The 20,595-nt window shown below is 73.7% G+C and carries 18 protein-coding genes; 12 read left to right on the forward strand and 6 right to left on the reverse strand.

Features of this window, described 5'->3' with window-relative positions:
• Positions 1-31: 31 nt before the first annotated feature.
• The 5 genes from GA0070622_RS07755 to GA0070622_RS07775 all read right to left on the reverse strand — a co-directional run bounded on the left by GA0070622_RS07755 (position 32) and on the right by GA0070622_RS07775 (position 6,835).
• Complete coding sequence (locus tag GA0070622_RS07755; protein WP_091570976.1) at positions 32-211, reverse strand: DUF6104 family protein; 180 nt, start codon at positions 209-211, stop codon at positions 32-34.
• Positions 212-275: 64 nt separating this feature from the next.
• The gene (locus GA0070622_RS07760; RefSeq protein WP_091570981.1) at positions 276-4,022 is read right to left on the reverse strand and encodes a multifunctional oxoglutarate decarboxylase/oxoglutarate dehydrogenase thiamine pyrophosphate-binding subunit/dihydrolipoyllysine-residue succinyltransferase subunit; all 3,747 of its coding nucleotides are present in this window, start codon (positions 4,020-4,022) and stop codon (positions 276-278) included.
• Positions 4,023-4,278: 256 nt separating this feature from the next.
• On the reverse strand, positions 4,279-5,103 hold the full coding sequence (locus tag GA0070622_RS07765) for an ABC transporter permease (RefSeq protein WP_091570985.1): 825 nt from the start codon (positions 5,101-5,103) through the stop codon (positions 4,279-4,281).
• A complete protein-coding gene (locus GA0070622_RS07770) occupies positions 5,100-6,041 on the reverse strand; it encodes an ABC transporter ATP-binding protein (RefSeq protein ID WP_369700213.1) in 942 nt (313 codons plus the stop codon). The genes GA0070622_RS07765 and GA0070622_RS07770 overlap by 4 nt, the downstream gene beginning before the upstream one ends.
• 137 nt (positions 6,042-6,178) lie before the next feature.
• Positions 6,179-6,835, reverse strand: coding sequence for a hypothetical protein (locus GA0070622_RS07775; RefSeq protein ID WP_091576988.1), 657 nt, complete (start codon positions 6,833-6,835; stop codon positions 6,179-6,181).
• Positions 6,836-6,999: 164 nt separating this feature from the next.
• On the opposite strand from GA0070622_RS07775, the gene GA0070622_RS07780 reads away from it, so the two are divergent.
• The 9 genes from GA0070622_RS07780 (at position 7,000) to GA0070622_RS07825 (ending at position 16,726) form a co-directional block, all read left to right on the forward strand.
• Complete coding sequence (locus GA0070622_RS07780; protein ID WP_091570988.1) at positions 7,000-7,779, forward strand: GNAT family N-acetyltransferase; 780 nt, start codon at positions 7,000-7,002, stop codon at positions 7,777-7,779.
• A complete protein-coding gene (locus GA0070622_RS07785; RefSeq protein ID WP_245666146.1) occupies positions 7,776-8,777 on the forward strand; it encodes a lysophospholipid acyltransferase family protein in 1,002 nt (333 codons plus the stop codon). Before GA0070622_RS07780 ends, GA0070622_RS07785 begins: the two co-directional genes overlap by 4 nt.
• A gap of 480 nt (positions 8,778-9,257) precedes the next feature.
• Positions 9,258-10,097, forward strand: coding sequence for a DUF4097 family beta strand repeat-containing protein (locus GA0070622_RS07795; RefSeq protein WP_091570996.1), 840 nt, complete (start codon positions 9,258-9,260; stop codon positions 10,095-10,097).
• On the forward strand, positions 10,094-10,717 hold the full coding sequence (locus tag GA0070622_RS07800) for a PadR family transcriptional regulator (protein ID WP_091570999.1): 624 nt from the start codon (positions 10,094-10,096) through the stop codon (positions 10,715-10,717). The genes GA0070622_RS07795 and GA0070622_RS07800 overlap by 4 nt, the downstream gene beginning before the upstream one ends.
• Positions 10,718-10,781: 64 nt before the next feature.
• The gene (locus GA0070622_RS07805; RefSeq protein ID WP_088646020.1) at positions 10,782-11,483 is read left to right on the forward strand and encodes a response regulator transcription factor; all 702 of its coding nucleotides are present in this window, start codon (positions 10,782-10,784) and stop codon (positions 11,481-11,483) included.
• Entirely contained in the window at positions 11,480-13,024 is a 1,545-nt protein-coding gene (locus GA0070622_RS07810; RefSeq protein WP_091571002.1) for a sensor histidine kinase, read from the forward strand. Before GA0070622_RS07805 ends, GA0070622_RS07810 begins: the two co-directional genes overlap by 4 nt.
• A 62-nt stretch (positions 13,025-13,086) precedes the next feature.
• Positions 13,087-14,691 (forward strand): S1C family serine protease, encoded by a 1,605-nt coding sequence (locus GA0070622_RS07815; RefSeq protein ID WP_091571005.1) that lies wholly within the window; start codon positions 13,087-13,089, stop codon positions 14,689-14,691.
• Between the two features lie 135 nt (positions 14,692-14,826).
• Positions 14,827-15,498: a BON domain-containing protein gene (locus tag GA0070622_RS07820; RefSeq protein ID WP_091571008.1), complete on the forward strand. Its 672-nt coding sequence runs from the start codon at positions 14,827-14,829 to the stop codon at positions 15,496-15,498.
• Positions 15,499-15,664: 166 nt separating this feature from the next.
• A complete protein-coding gene (locus tag GA0070622_RS07825) occupies positions 15,665-16,726 on the forward strand; it encodes a glycosyltransferase family 4 protein (RefSeq protein ID WP_176710535.1) in 1,062 nt (353 codons plus the stop codon).
• 4 nt (positions 16,727-16,730) lie between these two features.
• On the opposite strand, the gene GA0070622_RS07830 is transcribed toward GA0070622_RS07825, so the two are convergent.
• Positions 16,731-18,152 carry a serine/threonine-protein kinase gene (locus tag GA0070622_RS07830; protein ID WP_091571016.1) on the reverse strand — a complete coding sequence of 474 codons (1,422 nt, stop codon included), beginning with the start codon at positions 18,150-18,152 and terminating at the stop codon, positions 16,731-16,733.
• Between the two features lie 180 nt (positions 18,153-18,332).
• Between GA0070622_RS07830 and GA0070622_RS07835 the strand changes: the two genes are divergently transcribed.
• The 3 genes from GA0070622_RS07835 to cutA are packed head-to-tail and all read left to right on the forward strand — an operon-like array spanning position 18,333 to position 20,564.
• Positions 18,333-19,166: a patatin-like phospholipase family protein gene (locus GA0070622_RS07835; RefSeq protein ID WP_091571019.1), complete on the forward strand. Its 834-nt coding sequence runs from the start codon at positions 18,333-18,335 to the stop codon at positions 19,164-19,166.
• Positions 19,166-20,188, forward strand: coding sequence for a 1-acyl-sn-glycerol-3-phosphate acyltransferase (locus GA0070622_RS07840; protein WP_091571022.1), 1,023 nt, complete (start codon positions 19,166-19,168; stop codon positions 20,186-20,188). Before GA0070622_RS07835 ends, GA0070622_RS07840 begins: the two co-directional genes overlap by 1 nt.
• Positions 20,189-20,243: 55 nt before the next feature.
• Positions 20,244-20,564 (forward strand): divalent-cation tolerance protein CutA, encoded by a 321-nt coding sequence (gene cutA, locus GA0070622_RS07845; protein WP_091571025.1) that lies wholly within the window; start codon positions 20,244-20,246, stop codon positions 20,562-20,564.
• Positions 20,565-20,595 lie beyond the last annotated feature (31 nt).

Here is a 20,595-nt window from a genome sequence, read left to right on the forward strand (position 1 = left end):
CACGATCGCGGGGGAGACGGGAGGGAGGGGACTAGTCCTCGTCCTCGTCGTCGAGGCGGGCCAGCCAGGTGGCGAAGCGTTCGATCGGGGTCTCGAACTCGGGGTTCAGGTCGACGAAGTCCCGCAGGCGCTCGCCGAGCCACTCCAGGCTGACCTGCTCGTCGCCCCGGCGCTCGACCAGCTCCTCGATGCCACGGTCGGTGAAGTACACGGTGTTCCTCTCGTCGTACGGCAGCGGCCCGCCCCGATGTCGGGGCGGGCCGCTGCGGGTGATGTCACGGGCGGGGGAGAGCCGCCTCGATCAGCGCGTTCTGCTCGACCTCGTGCATCTTCGCCGAGCCCACCGCCGGGGCGGCGGCGGACGGGCGGGAGATGCGGCGCAGCCGGACCTCGGGCAGGTGCTCCAGCAGGTTGAGCGCGACGAACGACCAGCCGCCCTGGTTCGCCGGCTCCTCCTGGACCCAGGCGAAGTCCTCGGCGTTCGGGTACTGCGCCAGCGCGGCCCGGACCTCCTCGACGGGCAGCGGGTAGAGCTGCTCCATCCGGAGGATCGCGGTGTCGGTGACGCCCCGCTCCTGCCGGGCCTGGAACAGGTCGTAGTAGACCTTGCCCGAGCAGAGCAGCACCCGCTTCACCTGCTCCGGCGCCGGGGCGGCGGTGTCGGCCAGCACCGGCTGGAAGGTGCCCGTGGTGAAGTCCTCCACCGGCGACACGCAGAGCTTGTGCCGCAGCAGCGACTTCGGCGTGAACACCACCAGCGGCTTGCGCTTGGGCGACAGGGCCTGGCGACGCAGCAGGTGGAAGTAGTTCGCCGGGGTGGTCGGGATGGCCACCCGCATGTTGTCCTCGGCGCAGAGCTGGAGGAAGCGCTCCGGGCGGCCGGAGGTGTGGTCCGGTCCCTGCCCCTCGTGGCCGTGCGGCAGCAGCAGGGTGACCGCGGAGCGCTGGCCCCACTTCACCTCGCCGGAGGAGATGAACTCGTCGATCACCGACTGGGCGCCGTTGACGAAGTCACCGAACTGGGCCTCCCAGGCCACCAGCGCGTTGACGTTCTCCACCGAGTAGCCGTACTCGAAGCCCATGGCGGCGTATTCGGAGAGCAGCGAGTCGTGGACGAAGAAGCGGGACCGCTCGCCGTCGGCGGTGAGCGACTTCAGCGGCAGGTAGTCGTCGCCGGTCTTCGAGTCGACCACCGACGCGTGCCGCTGGACGAACGTGCCCCGGCGCGAGTCCTGCCCGGCGAGCCGGACCGTCACGCCGTCGTGCAGCAGCGAGCCGAACGCGATGATCTCGCCGAAGCCCCAGTCGATGCCGCCCTCGACGGACATCTTCCGGCGCCGCTCCAGCAGCTGCTGGATCCGCTTGTGCGGGGTGAAGCCCTCCGGCAGGTTGACGTGCGCCTCGCCGATCGCCTTGACCACGGCGGCGTCGGTGGCGGTGTCGACCTGCGGCTCCGGCTCGTCCTCCCGCTTCGGGCGGCTGAGCTGGCGCGGGCTGGTGGCGGCGTCCCGGGTGGCCTTGAAGACCCGCTCCAGCTGCCCCTGGTAGTCGCGCAGCAGCTCCTCGGCGTCCTCCACGGTGATGTCACCGCGCCCGATCAGCTCCTCGGTGTAGAGCTTCCGGACCGACCGCTTCGAGTCGATGATCTTGTACATCTCCGGGTTGGACATCGACGGGTCGTCGCCCTCGTTGTGCCCGCGCCGGCGGTAGCAGACCATGTCGATCACGACGTCCTTGTTGAACGCCTGCCGGTACTCGAAGGCGAGCCGGGCCACCCGGACCACGGCCTCCGGGTCGTCGCCGTTCACGTGGAAGATCGGCGCCTGGATCATCCGGGCCACGTCGGTGCTGTAGAGGCTGGACCGGCTGTACTCCGGGGCGGTGGTGAAACCGACCTGGTTGTTGACCACCACGTGCACGGTGCCGCCGGTGCGGTAGCCGCGCAGCTGGGACAGGTTGAGCGTCTCGGCGACCACGCCCTGGCCGGCGAAGGCGGCGTCGCCGTGCACCGCCAGCGGCAGCACGGTGTAGCCCTCCAGCTTGAGGTCGATCCGGTCCTGCTTGGCCCGGACGATGCCCTCCAGCACCGGGTCGACGGCCTCCAGGTGCGACGGGTTCGCCACGACCGACACCTTGACCGCGTGCTCGCCGTCCGGGGTGGTGAACTTGCCGTTCTGGCCGAGGTGGTACTTCACGTCGCCCGAGCCCTGCGTGGAGCGCGGGTCGAGGTGCCCCTCGAACTCGGAGAAGATCTTCTCGTACGGCTTGCCGACGATGTTGGCCAGCACGTTGAGCCGGCCCCGGTGGGCCATGCCGATGACGACCTCGTCCAGCCCCGCCTCGGCGGAGGACTCCAGCACCTCGCCGAGCAGCGGGATCAGCGACTCGCCGCCCTCCAGCGAGAAACGCTTCTGGCCGACGTACTTGGTCTGCAGGAAGGTCTCGAACGCCTCGGCGGCGTTGAGCCGGTTGAGCACGTGCTTCTGCTCGTCGGTGCTGGGCTTCTCGTACTTGCGCTCGACCCGCTCCTGGATCCAGCGCCGCTCCTCCGGGTCCTGGATGTGCATGTACTCGATGCCGACCCGGCGGCAGTAGGAGTCACGCAGCACGCCGAGAATCGAGCGCAGCTTCATCCGCTGCTGGCCGGCGAAGCCGTTGACCGGGAAGACCCGGTCGAGGTCCCACAGCGTCAGCCCGTGCTGGAGCACGTCCAGGTCGGGGTGCTTGCGGATCTTGAACTCGAGCGGGTCGGTGTCGGCCATCAGGTGGCCACGCACCCGGTACGCGTGGATCAGCTCGTGCACCCGCGCGGTCTTGTTGATCTGGCCCTCGCTGTCGACGGCCACGTCGCGCATCCAGCGCACCGGCTCGTACGGGATCCGCAGCGAGGTGAAGATCTCGTCGTAGAAGCCGCGCTCGCCGAGCATCAGCTCGTGCATCACCTTGAGGAACTCGCCGGACTGCGCGCCCTGGATGATCCGGTGGTCGTAGGTGCTGGTCAGCGTGATGACCTTGCTGACCGCGTTCTCGGCCAGGGTGGCCTCGCTCATGCCCTGGTAGGGCGCCGGGTATTCCATCGCGCCGACGCCGATGATGGCGCTCTGGCCCTGCATCAGGCGCGGGATCGAGTGCACCGTGCCGATGCCGCCCGGGTTGGTCAGCGAGATGGTGGTGCCGGAGTAGTCCTCCATGGTCAGCTCGTTGCGGCGGGCGCGCCGGACCACGTCCTCGTACGCCTGCCAGAACTGCCGGAAGTCCATCTGCTCGCAGGCCTTGATGGACGGCACGACCAGGTTGCGGGAGCCGTCCGGCTTGACCAGGTCGATGGCGATGCCCAGGTTGACGTGCTCCGGGCGGACCATCGCCGGCTTGCCGTCGACCTCGGCGAAGGAGTTGTTCATCTCCGGATGCTCGACCAGCGCCCGGACCATCGCGTACCCGATCAGGTGGGTGAAGCTGACCTTGCCGCCGCGGCCGCGGGCCAGGTGGTTGTTGATCACGATGCGGTTGTCGACCAGCAGCTTGGCCGGGACCGCGCGCACGCTGGTGGCGGTGGGGACGGAGAGCGAGGCGTCCATGTTCTGGACGATCTTGGCGGCCACGCCGCGCAGCGGGGTGGTGCCGGCGGCGCTCGCGGTCGGCGCCTTCGCGGCCGGCTTGGCCGGGGCGGCCTTCTTCGCTGGGGCCGGCTCGGGCGCCTTCGCCGCCGGCTTGGCGGCGGGCTTGGCGGCCGGCTTGGCCGGAGCGGCGGGGGCGGCCTTGGCGGGGGCGGGCTGCTCGGTGACCGTGGCGGCGGCCTCCTGCTGCTCCGCGGGCTCGGGCTTGGCGGCCGGCTTGGCCGGCGCCTCCGGGCGCGGTGTGGCGGCGCCCGGTGCCGGCCGGTAGTCGGCGAAGAAGTCGTGCCAGGCCGAATCGACGCTCGAGGGGTCGGCGAGGTAGCGCTGGTACATCTCCTCGACGATCCACTCGTTCGGGCCGAAACCCGCCAGTGGGTTCTCCTGCGATGTCTGCTGGGTCGACACGGCCGCTAATCGCCTCTTTCACGCGGTTGTGAATGTCACGCGGTGGCTCCCGTGCCCGCTTCGCCGGGGCACGGAAGACGGATCCCAGGCTACGCCGTGCGATTGCCGCAGGCATTCTCGCCTCCGGCTGGTGGCCCGTTTCACAGAAGATGCCAGAAGTTCGGCAAACGCTGCGTGATTCGGCGACTCCTGCTAGACGACGGCGGCCCCGGCCGGTGACACGGGGTCACCGGCCGGGGCCGGGGTGCGTGGCGACTCAGGAGATGTCGCGCCGGCGGATCGTCAGCACGCCGATCGCGCCGGTCACCACCGCGTACCCGATGAGCACCGCGGCGCCCGCCCACCGGGGCGGGTTGCCGGGGATCTCGGCGCCGCTGACCATCAGGCCGGAGGCCAGCGACGGCACCAGCAGCTGGAGCTGGTTGATCCAGTCGCCGAACCGCTGCGCGAGCAGGCCGATGGCGATGGCCGCGCCGATGGTGCCACCCAGGTAGAGCAGGATGCCGGTCACGGTGGCGCCGATCTGGCTCCGGATCAGCACGCCGAGCCCGACGCCGAGCACCGACCAGAGCAGGTAGGCCAGCCCGTTGAGGGCCACCGCGCGCCAGACCGCCCCGCTGCCGAACTGCGCGCCGACGTCCGTGGCGTTCAGGATCAGCGGCGCGAAGATCAGGTTGAGCACCGTGGTGCCGATCCAGAACAGCAGCGCCAGCACGCCGGCGGCGGCCAGCTTGGCCAGCATCACCGCGGTGCGGTGCGGCGCGGTGAGGAACGTGGTGGTCACCGTCTGGTGGAAGAACTCGCTGGTCACCACCACGATGCCGAGCAGCATCACGATGAGCAGCCCGAAGAACTGCCCGTTGGTGTAGAGGTTGGCCGCGATGCTGTCGGCGCTGGAGACCGCCTGCACCTGGTCGGCCTGGTCGGCCGGCACGTCGCCGACGTTGCCGCTGGTCAGCGCGTCGGTCTGCAGCCAGTTGAAGAGCAGCGAGAGCCCCCACAGCGGCACGCTGATCAGCGCGAAGATCCACCAGGTGCTGGTGGTGCGGATCTTGAGCAGTTCGGATCGGACCAGCGTCATCGGATCTCCGCCTTTCCGGCCGTCAGCTCCAGGAAGACCCCTTCGAGGTCGGGGCGCTCGGTGGTCAGCTCGTGCAGCTCCACCTTTGCCGCCAGCGCGACGCGGCCCACGGTCGGCGCGTCCACGCCACCGACCAGGAGCGCGCCGTGCGGGTCGGCGTCGACCGTGGCGGACTGCTCGCGCAGCGCCGCGGCCAGCTCGTCCGCCTGCGGGGTGCGCACCCGCACCCGGGCGCCGTGCGTCATCGAGCCCATCACCTGCTCGACCGGACCCTGCCGGACCAGCTTGCCGGCCGCGATGATCACCACGTCGTCGGCGAGCAGCTGCATCTCGGAGAGCAGGTGGCTGGAGACCAGCACGGTACGACCCTCGGCGGCCAGCCCCTTGAGGAAGCCGCGCATCCAGCGGATGCCCTCCGGGTCGAGGCCGTTGGCCGGCTCGTCCAGGATCAGCACCTGCGGGTTGCCGAGCATCGCGGCGGCGATCCCGAGCCGCTGCTTCATGCCCAGCGAGTAGCCCTTGAACTTGCGCTTCGCCGCCGGGGAGAGCCCGACCAGGGCGAGCGCCTCGTCCGCCCGCTCCTTCGGCAGCCCGGCCGCCGCGCAGATCACCCGCAGGTGGTTGATGCCGGTGCGGCCCTTGTGCGCGCTGGACGCCTCCAGCACCGCGCCCACCGTGCGCAGCGGGTCGGTCAGGTCGGCGTACCGGTGGCCGCCGATGGTGGCCGTGCCGGCGGTCGGCGTGACCAGGTTGAGCAACATGCGCAGGGTGGTCGTCTTACCGGCGCCGTTCGGGCCGAGGAAGCCGGTGACCCGGCCCGGCTCGACGGTGAACGACAGGTTGTCGACCGCCCGGACGTTCTTGTATTGCTTGGTCAGGCCGGACACGATGATCTGGCCGGTCGCGGCACTGGGGCGTGGCTGCCCGTCGGACATCATTCTCCTCTCCTGCCCCGGCGCGCTGGACGCACGCCGGTGGGGGCGCCGTTGCGGGGGCGCCCCGCACAGCCTTCCAACCCGGCGCAAGGGGGTCAATCAGGCGGGATGCGTACGCGCCGTCCTCCTCAGGGAGGAGATCAGCCCGCCGGCACCGCGACCCAGGTGGCACGGGCCCGGCCGAGCAGGGTGCCGTCCGGCCCGTACAGGCTGCTGTGCACCTCGGCCTTCCGCCCCTCGCCGCCCACCGCGAGGCCGGTCACCACGCACTCGTCGCCGGGCCCCGGCAGCGCGGTGACCTGCGCGGCGATCCGCCCCAACACGTACGGGCGGCCGGCGGAGAGCACCGCCCAGCCGCCCGGGCAGTCGAGCGCCGCCCAGACCGTCGCCGGCACCACCTCGGCCGGCGCGCGGAACGGCGCGGCGGTCCGCCCGTCGGGCAGCCGGCCGGGGAAGATCCGCAGCCCGTCCGGGCGCGTCGGCCCGCAGACGTAGCAGCCGGGGAACGGGTGGTCCACCAGACCGGGGTACGCCCGCGCGGCCTGCTCGGCCGTCGCCCGGTCCACCGGCGGCACGACCGCGTCGACCGGCTCGACCCGGCGTACCTGGGCGACCAGCCGGCCCTCCGGGTCGCGCACCTCGCCGTCGCCGGCGGTCAGTGGGGTGTCCAGCGGCGGCGGCCGGCGCAGGGTGACCTCCACCGGCCCCCGGTCGTCGATCAGCGCGGCGAAGATCCCGGCGCTCCAGCCGCCGTTGCCCGAGCCGTCCGGTCCGTGGAAGCGGGCCTCGACGAGCATGTGCACCTCCGGGTTCCGTGCGCCGCCGGCGCCGTCGTCGGCGGTCGCCCGGCAGCCTCGCACACCCGCCGTCACCGGTTCGCGCACGCCGCCGCCGACGGGCGTTCACCGGATCGACATCCCTCACCCCGGGGGCGGCAACCCGGGGCCCTTACACAGGACCCATGGCCGTTCTGCACGCCGCTGGCGCACCGCTCACGACCAGCGGTTACACCCTGCTGATCGCCGACGACCCGACCCTGGTCGCGGCCGCGCAACGCCTGCGCCACGAGGTGTTCGCCGGCGAACTCGGCGCCACCCTGCCGCCGGGGTCCGCCGGGCTCGACGCCGACGAGTTCGACGCCCACTGCGACCACCTGGTGGTGCTCCGCGAGGGCACCGGGGAGGTGGTCGGCACCTACCGGCTGCTGCCGCCCGGACGCACCGACCGGCGGTACGCCGACGGCGAGTTCGACCTGGCCCCGCTGGCCCCGCTCCGCGACGACCTGGTCGAGGCGGGGCGCTCCTGCGTGCACCCGGACCACCGCACCGGGGCGGTGATCAACCTGATGTGGGCCGGGATCTGCCGCTACCTGCACCTGCGTGGCTCGCGCTGGCTCGGCGGCTGCGCCTCGGTGCCGGTCGCCGACGGCGGGACCGCCGCCGCCGAGGTGTGGGCGCGGGTGCGGGCGCGGCACCTCGCCCCGCCGCCGCTGCGGGTCACCCCGCGCCGGCCCTGGCTCGCCGAGGCGCCGGCGGCGGTCGACCCCGCCACGCTCACCCCCGCCGAACGCCGCGCGCTCGTGCCGCCGCTGCTCCGCGGCTACCTGCGGCTCGGCGCGTGGGTCGGTGGCGAGCCCGCGTACGACCCGGACTTCGGCTGCGCCGACTTCTACGTGCTCTTCTCGCTGGACCGGATGAATCCGCGCTACCTGAAGCACTTCCTCGGCGAGGTCGGCTCGTGACCGGCGAGGGGCTCTGGCGGCCCGCCTCGGGCTGCGGGCCGGACTGCCTGCCGCCGCCCGCCGCGCCGGACGTGTCCTGGGCGTGCCGGGTCGGGCGGCTGCTCGGCGTACTCGGGATGGTGCTGGCCGGGGCCGGCCTGGCGGCGGTGCTGCCGTTGCTGCCGGCGGCCGACCGGCAGGCGGCGCTGCGACGCTGGGCCCGGGGAACGCTGCGCGCCCTCGGCGTCCGGCTGACGGTCCGGGGCCGGCCGCCGCGCCGCCGCGCGCTGCTGGTCGCCAACCACGTCTCCTGGCTGGACATCCTCGCGGTGCTCGCCGTCGCGCCGGCCCGGATGCTGGCCAAGCGCGAGGTCCGGGGCTGGCCGCTGGTCGGCGCGCTGGCCGCCGCGGCGGGTACGGTCTTCGTGGACCGGTCCCGACCGCGCGAGCTGCCGGCCACGGTCGCCCGGGTGGCCGGGGCGCTGCGCGCCGGGCACCCGGTGGCGGTGTTCCCGGAGGGCACGACCTGGTGCGGCACGGCGACGGACTGCCGCCCCGCCCGGGGCTTCCGACCGGCGATGTTCGAGGCCGCGGTCGCCGCCGGGGCGCCCGTGGTGCCGCTCGGCCTCGCCTACCGGCACGCCGGCGACCCGAGCACGCTGCCCGCGTTCCTGGGCGAGGAGACGCTCTGGGCGTCGGTGCGCCGGGTGCTGGCGGCCCGGGACCTGACCGTGGCGGTGACGGTGACGGCCGCCCTGCACCCGGCCGACGGGGCGGACCGGCGGTTGCTGGCCCGAGCCGCCGAGGCCGCCGTCCACCCGGCGCCGACCACCCGGACCCGGGTGACCCGTCCCGCCCCCGTGCTCGGTGGCCCGACCGGGTATCCGCTCTTGTCGGCACCCCGGTCCCGCTCCCTCATCGATGTCGTGTCCCGGGCCGACGTTTCGTCCTCCCCGGGCGTCGTGCCGTCGCCGTCGCCGTCGGGCGTGGCCGGGCCGGACCTCGACCTGGTCGCCTGACCACCCCGCCGCCGCGTCACCGCACCGCACCGCACCGCCCCGCCCCGCCCCGCGCCCGCCCTCCCGCCGACAGCGGTTCGGGCTTCACCCCCCCCGGAACCCTTCCACCCAAAGGGATCGATCTTCCACCTCTCAGAACGTCCGCAGATCTTGGTACGAAACGGCCCCTATGAGGGCCCTCTCGTACCAAGATCTCGGCGTCCTCAGCGTGAGCGGAGCCTCGCGGCCCCGGACGGTGGACGGCTGGGGCCGGCCTCGGGCTGACGCTCCGGGCCTCCCGGTGCGGGGACTCGTCCCGTTGATCAAGGAGTTTGCGTCGGCGGTCCTGCCGGACGTCGACGCGAACTCCTTGGTCAACGGGGGAAGGGTGAGGGGAGACGCGATACGGTCGCGATAGGGACTTGTTCAGTCGCGATGTATCGCGTTATGGTTCTGTCGTCATCGGGCGTGCCGGGGCGGCGCGCGACGAGGGGAGGAACCATGGCCAGCTGGACGGTCGACAGCCCGCAGCGGCTCACCCTGGACGAGCCGGTCACCCGGCTCGAGGTCCGGCTGGTCAGCGGCCGGCTCAACGTGGTGGCCACCGACGGCCCGGCCCGGGTCGACGTCACCCGGATCAGCCGCCGCCCACTCGTGGTCGAGCTGCGCGACGGCCGGTTGACCGTCCGGCACGAGCGGACCACCCGCTGGCCGGGCGTGCTCTGGTGGCTGGGGCAGCTCCGCCGCCGCTACCGCGCCGAGGTGTCCGTGGCGGTGCCGGCCGAGGCGCTTGCCGACCTGCACCTGGTCGACGGCGCGCTGGTCGCCTCCGGACTGCGTCGCGACACCCGGGTCGACGTCACCTCCGGCCAGGTCACCCTGATGGGGCTGCGCGGCCGCACCACCGCCAAGGTCGTCTCCGGCCCCGTCGAGGCGCTCGGCATCGGCGGTGACCTCGACCTGGAGACGGTCTCCGGCGAGCTGATCCTGGCCGACAGCGCACCCGAGCGGGTCCGCGCCCACGCGGTGTCCGGCTCGATCACCTGCGACCTGGACAACCCGCGCGGCAGTGAGATCCGGCTCAGCGCCATCTCCGGCAGCATCACCGTGCGGGTCCGCGAGGACAGCGACCTCAGCGTGCACCTGCACACCACCTCCGGCCGGATCACCAGCGGCTTCCCGCAGATCTGCGGCGGCCAGCACGGCTTCGGCGCGGTCAAGGACAGCCACGGGGTGCTCGGCGGGGGCGCCGGTAAGCTCTGGGCGTCCGCGACGTCCGGCAGCATCGCGCTGCTGGCCCGCCCGGTCGCGGACGCCGACGACGTGGAGGACCTGCCGTGACCGCCGTGTTCAGTCACGGGCGGCTCCGGCTCTACCTGCTCAAGCTCCTCGACGACGGGCCCAAGCACGGCTACGAGCTGATCCGCCTGCTGGAGGAGCGCTTCCTCGGCCTCTACGCGCCCAGCGCCGGCACCATCTATCCCCGGCTCCAGCGGCTGGAGGTGGAGGGTCTGGTGACCCACACCGCCGTGGGTGGGCGCAAGGTCTACGAGATCACCGACGCGGGCCGGGCCGAGCTGCGGCAGCGGGCCGACGAGCTGGCCACGCTGGAGGCCGACATCAGCGCCTCCGTCGAGGACCTCTCGGCGCTCGCCGGCGAGATCCGCACCGAGGTACGCGGTTCGGTGCGCGACCTGAAGCGGGAGCTGCGCGAGGTGGCCCGGCAGACCCGGCAGGGCCGCTGGACACCGCCGCCCCCGCCCCCGCGCCCGGGCGGCAGCGGGAGCCCACCCGGCCCGGCCGAGTCGCCGTTGCTCGCCGAGTTCGACAGGCGGCTGGCCGCGTTCACGGTCGAGGTGGGCGCCCTGGTCCGGGCCGGGCGGCTCAGCGACAACCAGCTCCGCACCGCGATCCGGGTGCTCGACGGCGCGCTCGACGGGCTGCGACGACTGCTCCGCTGAGCTCACAGGTTGTTTCCAGGTGGCGCCCAGCGCGACCGCAGCCGGAGCACGGATGATGGGAGCCATGGCGGCTACCCAGACCGAGGCCCGACTGCTCGTCGTCGAGGACGATCCCAACATCCTCGAACTGCTCTCCGCGAGCCTGCGCTTCGCCGGCTTCGACGTGGCGACGGCGACCAGCGGCAGCGCCGCGCTGCACGCCGCCAAGGACCACCGGCCCGACCTGGTCGTACTCGACGTGATGCTGCCCGACCTGGACGGCTTCGAGGTCATCCGGATGCTCCGCGAGGGCGGCACGCGTACCCCGGTGGTGTTCCTGACCGCGCGCGACGCCACCGACGACAAGATCCGTGGGCTGACCCTGGGCGGCGACGACTACGTCACCAAGCCGTTCAGCCTGGAGGAGTTGACCGCCCGGATCCGGGCCGTGCTGCGGCGCACCGCGACCGGCGAGCACGCGCCGTCCCGGCTCACCTTCGCCGACCTGGAGCTGGACGAGGAGACGCACGAGGTGCACCGGGCCGGCCAGCGGGTGCAGCTGTCGCCGACCGAGTTCAAGCTGCTGCGCTACCTGATGCTCAACGCCAACCGGGTGCTCAGCAAGGCGCAGATCCTCGACCACGTCTGGAACTACGACTTCCGCGGTGACGACAACATCGTCGAGTCCTACATCTCCTACCTGCGGCGCAAGGTCGACAACACCCAGCCCCGGCTGATCCACACCCTGCGCGGGGTGGGTTACGTGCTCCGCAAGCCGGCGGCGTGAGCGCCGTCCACGACGCGAAGGGCTGGCTGCGCGGGATCCCGCTCCGGCTCAAGCTGGTCACCGCCGTGCTGGCACTGGTCGGCGGGGCACTGCTGGTCATCAGCGTCTCCACCGCGTACTTCCTGCACGACTATCTGGTGGGCCGGATCGACGGCGAGTTGGACGACCAGCTCGACCGCGGTGTGACGGTCAGCCAGGAGAACCTGAGCACGCTTCCGACCGACTACCTGGTCGCGCAGTGGAACAGCACCGTCCGGCAGGGCAAGGTGGCACGCGACCGCGCGCTCGACGACCAGGACCTGCCGGCGGGCATCGGCCAGCAGAGCTGGTACGACGAGCACGCCAACGGGGAAGCGTTCACCGACGACGGCGCCGACAAGCGGGTCCGGTGGCGGTTGATGGTGCGGCAGGACGGCGAGGACTCGTACCGGGTGGTCGGCCAGAACCTCGACGACGTCGATCTCTCCGTCCGGCAGCTGCTCTGGATAGACCTGCTGGTCGGTGGAGCGGTGATGATCATCCTGGCGTCGGTGGGCGCGGGCATCGTGCGGACCAGCCTGAAGCCGCTGGTGGAGATCGAGCGGACCGCGGCGGCCATCGCCGGCGGCGACCTGACCCGGCGGGTGCCCGACCCGGAGGAGGGGCGGGCCTGCCCGACCTCCGAGCTGGGCCGGCTCTCCCGGGCATTGAACGCGATGCTGGCCCAGATCGAGGCCGCGTTCACCGCGCGGGCCGCCTCCGAGGCGGCGGCGCGCAGCGCCGAGATGGGCGCCCGGGACGCGGCCGCCTCGGCGCAGGCGTCGGAGGGGCGGGCCCGCCGCTCCGAGGAGCGGATGCGGCAGTTCATCGCCGACGCCTCGCACGAGCTGCGTACCCCGCTGACCACCATCCGGGGCTTCGCCGAGCTGTACCGGCAGGGCGCGGCGCGGGAGCCGGAGCAGACCGCGGACCTGCTGCGCCGGATCGAGGACGAGGCGTCCCGGATGGGGTTGCTGGTCGAGGACCTGCTGCTGCTGGCCCGGATGGACCGGGAGCGGCCGATCGCGCTGGCCCCGGTGGAGCTGCCGGTGCTGGCCTCGGACGCGGTGGAGGCGGCCCGGGTGGTGGACCCGGACCGGCGCATCGAGCTGGAGCGGGAACCGGGTTCCGGCCCGCTGGTGGTGCTCGGCGACGACGCCCGGCTGCGTCAGGTGATCGGCAACCTGATGACCAACGCGCTCACCCACACGCCGTCGGACGCCGCGGTGACGCTGCGGCTGCGGGCGGAAACCGGCAACGTCGCCGTGGTGGAGGTCGCGGACACCGGGCCCGGCCTGACCCCGGAGCAGGCCGAACGGGTCTTCGAGCGGTTCTACCGGGTGGACGCCGCCCGGACCCGGCGGGCCGGCGGGCCGACCAGCACCGGGCTCGGCCTGGCGATCGTCGCCGCGCTGGTGGCGGCGCACCACGGCACGGTCGAGGCGGCCGAGACGCCGGGCGGGGGCGCCACGTTCCGGGTGAAGCTGCCGCTGCTGCCGGAGTCGCCGGAGCCGGGCGAGTGACTTACAGAAAACATTCAGGCGGATTCCAGGCTGGTGACAGTGCCACGGGGAAAGCTGGTGTCATGACCGAGCACGAGACCGATCCGCAGCGGTCGCCGGCCCCCGCCGACGCCGAGCCGTCGCACCACACCGCCGAGCTGCCCCGCGTCGAGAGCGGGACGTCGGACTCCACCACCACTACCCCGGCCGCCGCGCCGGTTCCGGCCGACTCCCCGGCCGCCGGAACCGTCGCCCACGCCGGCTCTCCCGACACGCCGACTCCGTCGGGGTGGGCGACCCGGCCCGGCCCGGACGCGCCGGTCGCCTCCGGTGTCCAGGCCGACCCGGCCGCCCACGGCGGGCAGCCTGCCCACGCCGGCTCGCCGGGCCACCCGTACGGGCCGTCCACCGCGACGCCGTCCGCCCCGCCGTACCCGGTCTCCGGGCAGTCGCAGCAGACCTACCCGTGGTACGGGGGCCAGCACCAGGGCGGTTGGGCGCAGCAGGGCGGCGCCGGCTACCCGTCGTCGCCGCACTCCGCCGGCCCGGTGCCGACCTACCAGGCCCAGCCGCACCAGCAGTACCCGCACCAGGCCGGGCAGCCGGTCCCGCCGTGGGGCCCGCAGCAGCCGGCGCGGCCGAGCCGGGCCGGCAAGTTCGTCGGCGCGGGCGCGCTGGCGCTGGCCCTGATGCTCGGTTCGGGCGTGGCCGGCGGCGCGCTGGCCCTCGCGCTCGACGACGGCGGCGGCGTCACCCGCACCTACTCCGCCGCCCCGGTGATCAACAGCGCCGACCTGCCCAAGATCGCGGCTGCGGTCCAGGACAGCATCGTCACGATCATGACGAACAGCGGTGAGGGCTCCGGGGTGATCCTCAGCGCCGACGGGTACGTGCTGACCAACAACCACGTGGTCGCCTCCGCCGGCGGGGACACCGTCAAGGTGGTCTTCGCCGACGGCAAGACCGCCTCGGCGAAGATCGTCGGGACCGACCCGAAGACCGACCTCGCGGTGGTCCAGGCCAGCGGCGTGAGCAACCTGAAGGCGGCGAAGTTCGGCGACAGCGACGCCATGCAGGTCGGCGACCAGGTGCTCGCCCTGGGCAGCCCGCTCGGCCTCCAGGGCTCGGTGACCGCCGGCATCCTGAGCGCCCGCGACCGCACCATCGCCGCAGGTGAGGGCGGCCAGCAGCAGAACCCGCAGCAGGGCGCCAGCTCGATCTCCGGGCTGCTGCAGACCGACGCGCCGATCAACCCGGGCAACTCCGGCGGCGCGCTGGTCAACACCCGGGGCGAGGTGATCGGGATCAACACCGCGATCGCCACCGCCGGGCAGGGCAGCAACGGCAACATCGGCGTCGGCTTCGCCATCCCGAGCAACAAGGCCAAGGACGTGGCCGAGAAGCTCCAGCGGGGCGAGAAGGTCAGCCACCCCTCGCTCGGGGTCAGCGTGAACGCCGCCGAGGACGGCGGCGCCCTGGTCGCCGCCGTCACGCCCGGCAGCGCCGCCGAGAAGGCGGGGCTCCAGCGGGGCGACGTGATCACCAAGTTCGGCGACACGGTGGTCAACGACTCCAACGATCTGGTCGGCGCCGTGCAGGCCGGCAAGGTCGGTGACCGGGTCGAGGTCCAGTACAAGCGAAACGGATCGGCCGAGACGGCAACCGTGACGCTCGCCGAGACGTCATAGTCCGTAACACCTGCCTCCCTCCCGGGCGGCGGGTGACGGAGCCAAGGGGGTTGGCTCCGTCACCCGCCGCCCTTTTTCGTGCCTCACCCGGTCCGGGTGACCCGGGCTCACCCCCACCGGCGGCACCCTCGGGGCATGACCACCACCGTCGCCGCGCGCACCGACCAGGAGATCCAGCGGGACGTCCTCGCCGAGCTGGACTGGGACGCGCAGACCCGGCCCACCGAGATCGGCGTGACCGTCGCCGAGGGCGTGGTCACGCTCACCGGCCAGGTGGACAGCTACGCCCGGCGCTGGGCGGCCGAGCGCTGCGCGCACCGGGTACGCGGGGTGCGTGCCGTCGCCAGCGAGCTCGACGTCGACCTGCCCGTGGCGGACCGGCGTACCGACGCCGACATCGCGATCGCGGCCAGCCGGGCGCTGGAGTGGGACAGCTTCGTGCCGGCCGAGCGGCTGGACGTGACCGTCGCCGACGGCTGGGTCATGCTCCGCGGCGAGGTGGAGTACGGCTTCCAGCGTCGGACCGCCGAACGCGAGCTGCGCCGGCTGCGGGGCGTACGCGGGGTGACCAACCTGGTCGAGGTGCGCCCGCCGACTCCGCCCAGCGACGAGCAGAACCGCCGTGACCTGCGCCGCCTGCTCGTCCGGCGCACCGGGACCGAACGCGTCGACGCCCGGGTCGAGGGCGACACCGTGGTGCTCGCCGGCGTGGTGCGCGCCTGGTGGCAGCGGGAGGAGGCGGAACGGGCGGCCTGGGCCCTGCCCGGCGTACGGGAGGTGCACGTCGGGATCGTGGTGACCGACTGAACGTCGACCGCCCGCCGTCGACGTCGGCCGATGGCCGGCCGCGCCGCCGTTTAGCGCCGGTCGGGTCGGGAACCCGCCGCCGATCGGGTACGCCGGGGACCAACGGGGAGGGCTCGTGGCCGTGAACCAGCCGGACCGCGCGTGGACCGGACCTCTCCGGATCGCGATGGTGGTGCCGCCGTGGCTCTCGGTGCCGCCGCCCGGGTACGGCGGGCTGGAGACGCTGGTGGCCGGGCTGGTCGACGCGCTGATCGACCGGGGGCACGCGGTGACGTTGTTCGGCGCGGGCACGGAGCACGGCACGAACGCCCGTTTCGTCTCCACCTGCGCGGAGTTGCAGTACGACCGGCTCGGCGAGTCGCTGCCCGAGCTGGCCCACCTGGCCCACGTCGACCGCCTGGTGGACCCGGCCGACTTCGACCTGGTGCACGACCACACCACCATCGGCCCGATGGTGGCCGGCCGCCGCCGCGTCCCCACCGTGGCCACGGTGCACGGCAACCCGGTCGGCGAGTACGGCACGGTGCTCAGCAACACCGACCGGGGCGTGGGCCTGATCGCGATCTCGCACGCCCAGCGTCGGGCCAACCCGGGCCTGCCGTGGGTCGGCACGGTGCACAACGCGATGCCGCTGCGGGACATCCCGCGCAAGCGGTCGCCGGGGGCCGGGCCGGTGCTCTGGCTCGCCCGGTTCAGCCCGGACAAGGGCCCGGACGTGGCGATCCGGGCCTGCCGCGCGGCCGGGCTGCCGCTCACCCTGGCCGGCAAGTGCCACGAGCCGGCCGAGCGTCGCTACCTGGAACAGGTGGTCGAGCCGATGCTGGACTCCGACGTCACGCTGGTGGTGAACGCGGAGCGCGAGGCCACGCTCCGGCTGCTGCTCGACGCCCGCTGCCTGATCATGCCGATCCAGTGGGCGGAGCCGTTCGGCATGGTGATGGTGGAGGCGATGGCGACCGGTACGCCGGTGGTCGCGCTGGGCCGGGGCGCGGTGCCGGAACTGGTCCGACCGGGCGTCACCGGGCTGGTCTGCGACCACGCCGACGAGCTGCCGGCGGCCCTGCGGGCGGCAGCCGACTTGGACCCGGCGGACTGCATCGCGCACGTCGCGGAGAACTTCTCGGTGGAACGGATGGCCGCCGACCACGAGGCGGTGTACCGGGGCTTCCTGGCCGCGCGGGCCACCACGGACCGCCCGCGCGCGGTCACCCCGGTCGTCGCCGGCTGACCGGTCAGGTCGGCCCGGCCAACAGCCGCGCGGCGGCGGCGTCGAGCTGCCGCGCGTACCCGGGACTGATGCTGCCCTCACGCCGGCGCTCGGCGATCTTGCCGCGGAGCCGGTCCACGGCGGCGGTCACCTCGCCCTCGTCGGCGGCGATCGCGTTGCGCAGCAGGTTGCGCAGGTCGACGCCGACGTCGTCGCGGATCTGCCCCTCCGCCAGCCCGGCCGCGATCAGCCCGTCGACCCGTTCGGCCGCGTCGGCCGGGTCGGCGGCCGGAGCGGTCGGCCCGACGGTGGCGGCCGGCGGCGTCGGCTCGGTGGACGGGGTGCCGGCCGTCTCCTCCGGCGCGGTGGACGGCACCCGCACCGGCGCGGTGGTCGGCAGCACCCCGGGCTGGCTCGGCCGGTCCGGGGTGAGCGCGGGCACCAGCAGCGCGGCGGCGGCGACCACCGCCACGCCGGCCCCCGCCCACGCGAGCGCGCGTCGCCGGTCCGGCGCGGGACCCGGCGTCGCCGCGGTCGCCGTCGTCGCGTGCGGGGGAGCGGGCAGCGCGGGCAGGGTCATCGTCGGTGCCAGCATGGTGGCGGCCTGCGGGTCGGCGGGCAGCAGCTGGTCGCGGAGCACGGCCGCCACCCGGTGCGCGGTCGGCCGGCGGCGCGGGTCCCGGTCCAGGCAGCGCAGGCAGATCTCCGCGACCGGCCGGGGCAGCCCCGGCACGCCGTCCAGGGTGGGCGCCGGGCTGTCCGCCAGCGCGGCGCTCAGCTGCTCCCAGGTGTCCGCCGGGTACGGCGGCTGGCCGGTCAGCGTCTCGAACAGCAGCACGCCCAGCGAGTAGACGTCGGTGGCCGGCTGGGCCGGGGCGCCGTCCAGCCGCTCCGGCGCCACGTACGCCGGGGTGCCGAACGTGCCGCCGTCCTCGTCCTCGTCCGGCGCGCCGACCCGGGTGGCGATGCCGAAGTCGAGCACCTTGGCGCCGTTGCCGGTCATCATCACGTTCGCCGGGGTGACGTCCCGGTGCACGATGCCGAGCCGGTGCGCCGCGGCGAGCGCCTCGGCCACCTGGGCGCCCGTCTCCACCGCCGTCGGCCAGGGCAACGGCCCCTCGGTCAGCCGGTGCTCCAGCTCCTCGCCGCTGAGCAGCTCCATCACCACGAACGAGGTGATCGAGCCGTCCGGGGCCACCGTCTCGCCGTAGTCGTGCACGGCGGTGACGTGCGGGTGGTCGAGCTGGGCGGCGGAGCGGGCCTCCTCGCGCACCATGTCCCGGAACCGGGCGTCCGCGGCGAGCGAGGGGGCGAGGACCTTGACCGCGACCACCCGGTCGAGCACCTCGTCGCGGGCGCGCCAGATCACCGACATGCCGCCGGCGCCGATCCGGTCGATGAGCCGGTACCGCCGGGCCAGCAGACGGCCGGCCTGCAGTGTCGCCATCACCTCGCACCTGCCTGGGCTCGGGAGCGCTACCAGGTTGCGGGAATGTGTCCGACCTGTCAACGGCCGTCCGATCCCGGATCGCGGCCCGCGCGCCGCCGCTGACCGTCCGTGACGACCGTGGTCGGCCCCGCCGCCACCGACGGGCCGGGCTGTGGGCCGCGTGCCAGGATGAACGGCATGGCAGGTGGTCCGGTGGCGTTCGTGCTCGGCGGCGGGGGAGTGCTCGGCGCCGTCGAGGTGGGCATGCTGCGGGCCCTGTTCCGCCACCGAATCCGACCCGACCTGGTGCTCGGCACCTCGATCGGCGCGGTCAACGGCGCGCTGGTGGCCGCCGACCCGACCGAGGCGGTGACCGACCGGCTGGTCCGCCTCTGGGCATCCCCGGAGGCCAGCGAGGTGTACGGCGACTCGGTCGCCCGGCAGCTGCGCCGCTTCGCCGCGCGCACCCACCTGCACTCGCCCCGCCCGCTGCGCCGCCTGCTGGAGAGCGAGCTGGGCGAGGGCACCACGTTCGCCGACCTGGCCGTGCCGTTCCGCTGCTGCGCCGCGAACATCGAGCGCGCCGCCGAGCACTGGTTCAGTGAGGGCCCGCTGGTGCCGGCCGTGCTCGCGTCCGCCTCGGTGCCGGGGCTGCTGCCACCCACCCAGATCGCCGGGCAGCACTACATCGACGGTGGGGTGGTCAACTCGATCCCGGTCGGCGAGGCGGTGGCCGCCGGCGCGACGCAGATCTTCGTGCTCCAGGTGGGCCGGATCGACCGCGAGCTGAGCCCGCCGCGCCGGCCCTGGGAGATCGCCCAGGTCGCGTTCGAGATCGCCCGCCGGCACCGGTTCGCCCGCGAGATGGCGGCGCTGCCCGACGGCGTCGCGGTGCACGTGCTGCCGACCGGCGGTCTGGACCCGCGCGACGACAGCCCGTGGGCGTACCGGGACATGGCGGCCGTGGGGCGGCGGATCAGCCGGGCGTACACCGCCTCGCGCCGCTACCTGGACACCGCGCTGGAGCGTTGATGCCGCTGCCACCCCGCTGGCTACGCCGGTTGCTGCTCGCACCCGGCGTGGTGCTGCTCGCCGTCGCCGTGGTGACCACGCTCCCGGTCTGGGCGCTGCTGGCGCTGGCCGCGTCGCCGCTGGTGCCGGGGCGGCTGCGCCCGCTGCGACTGCTCTGGATCGGTGCCGTCTACCTGGTCTGGGACGCCGCCGCGCTGCTCGCCCTCTTCCTGCTCTGGGTGGCCTCCGGCTTCGGCGCGTACAAGCGGTCGCCGGCCTTCCAACGGGCCCACTACGTGGTCGCCGGCCGCTTCCTGCGGGTGCTGTTCTGGCAGGCCCGGTGGACGCTGCGGCTGAGCATCGACGTGGTCGGCACCGACCCGGACACCGCGCTGCCCGGCCGGCCCGAGCTGGTGCTCTGCCGGCACGCCGGGCCCGGCGACTCGTTCATCCTGATCCACGCGCTGGTGAACTGGTTCCACCGGGAACCCCGGATCGTGCTCAAGGAGAGCCTCCAGTGGGACCCGGCCATCGACGTGCTGCTCAACCGGCTGCCCAACCGCTTCATCGCGCCCGGCGCGGACGGCCGGGACTCGGCGGTCCAGCAGATCGGCCACCTGGCCACCGGCCTGGACGACGACGACGCCTTCGTCATCTTTCCCGAGGGCGGCAACTTCACCCCGTCGCGCCGGCTGCGCGCCATCGCCCGGCTGCGGTCGCTCGGCCTGGAGCGGATGGCGCTGCGCGCCGAGCGCATGCAGCACGTGCTCGCGCCGCAGCCGGGCGGGCTGCTCGCCGCGCTCGACGCCGCGCCGGACGCCGGGGTGATCTTCGTGGCGCACACCGGGCTCGACCAGATGCTCACGGTCGCGGACGTGTGGCGTGAGCTGCCGATGGACAAGCGGATCGTGATGCGGTTCTGGTCCGTCCCACCGGAGGAGATCCCGGCCGGCAAGCAGGAACGCGTCGACTGGCTGTTCGACTGGTGGGGCCGCATCGACCGGTGGGTCGCGGCCAACCGGGACGGCACGGCCGACGCCTGACCGGATTTCCGCGCGGTTCGCGGCGGCGGTGCGGTCGTCCGCGTAGGGTGCGCTGGTGGAGCAGATCTGCGTGGTGACGACGGTGGTGGACGCCCGCGGTGTGGCGGACGTCCTGGCGGCTGCCGCCGTCGCCGGCCGGCTGGCGGCGTGTGCCCAGGTCGGCGGGCCGGTGGACAGCACCTACTGGTGGCAGTCGGCGATCCAGACCACCGCCGAGTGGTCGGTGCGGTTCAAAACCGCGCCGGACCGGGTGGACGCGCTGGTCGACCAGCTCCGCGCCAACCACCCGTACGAGGTGCCGGAGATCCTGGTCAGCCGCGAGGACAGCGGCAACCCCGACTACACCGCCTGGGTGCGCGAGCAGACCCGTCCCTAGGTACGCCTACTCTGTCCGCCCGCCCCGGGGA

Origin of the sequence: Micromonospora sediminicola (assembly GCF_900089585.1) — a bacterium.
GTDB lineage: Bacteria > Actinomycetota > Actinomycetes > Mycobacteriales > Micromonosporaceae > Micromonospora > Micromonospora sediminicola.

Excerpts from the sequence above, each read along its gene's own strand:
- GA0070622_RS07835 (WP_091571019.1), top strand. The coding sequence starts at position 18,333 with ATGGCAGGTGGTCCGGTGGCGTTCGTGCTCGGCGGCGGGGGAGTGCTC.
- GA0070622_RS07825 (WP_176710535.1), top strand. The coding sequence starts at position 15,665 with ATGGTGGTGCCGCCGTGGCTCTCGGTGCCGCCGCCCGGGTACGGCGGG.
- GA0070622_RS07765 (WP_091570985.1), bottom strand. The coding sequence starts at position 5,103 with ATGACGCTGGTCCGATCCGAACTGCTCAAGATCCGCACCACCAGCACC.
- GA0070622_RS07780 (WP_091570988.1), top strand. The coding sequence starts at position 7,000 with ATGGCCGTTCTGCACGCCGCTGGCGCACCGCTCACGACCAGCGGTTAC.
- GA0070622_RS07820 (WP_091571008.1), top strand. The coding sequence starts at position 14,827 with ATGACCACCACCGTCGCCGCGCGCACCGACCAGGAGATCCAGCGGGAC.
- GA0070622_RS07815 (WP_091571005.1), top strand. The coding sequence starts at position 13,087 with ATGACCGAGCACGAGACCGATCCGCAGCGGTCGCCGGCCCCCGCCGAC.
- GA0070622_RS07770 (WP_369700213.1), bottom strand. The coding sequence starts at position 6,041 with ATGATGTCCGACGGGCAGCCACGCCCCAGTGCCGCGACCGGCCAGATC.
- GA0070622_RS07795 (WP_091570996.1), top strand. The coding sequence starts at position 9,258 with ATGGCCAGCTGGACGGTCGACAGCCCGCAGCGGCTCACCCTGGACGAG.
- GA0070622_RS07840 (WP_091571022.1), top strand. The coding sequence starts at position 19,166 with ATGCCGCTGCCACCCCGCTGGCTACGCCGGTTGCTGCTCGCACCCGGC.
- GA0070622_RS07775 (WP_091576988.1), bottom strand. The coding sequence starts at position 6,835 with ATGCTCGTCGAGGCCCGCTTCCACGGACCGGACGGCTCGGGCAACGGC.
- GA0070622_RS07830 (WP_091571016.1), bottom strand. The coding sequence starts at position 18,152 with ATGGCGACACTGCAGGCCGGCCGTCTGCTGGCCCGGCGGTACCGGCTC.
- GA0070622_RS07805 (WP_088646020.1), top strand. The coding sequence starts at position 10,782 with ATGGCGGCTACCCAGACCGAGGCCCGACTGCTCGTCGTCGAGGACGAT.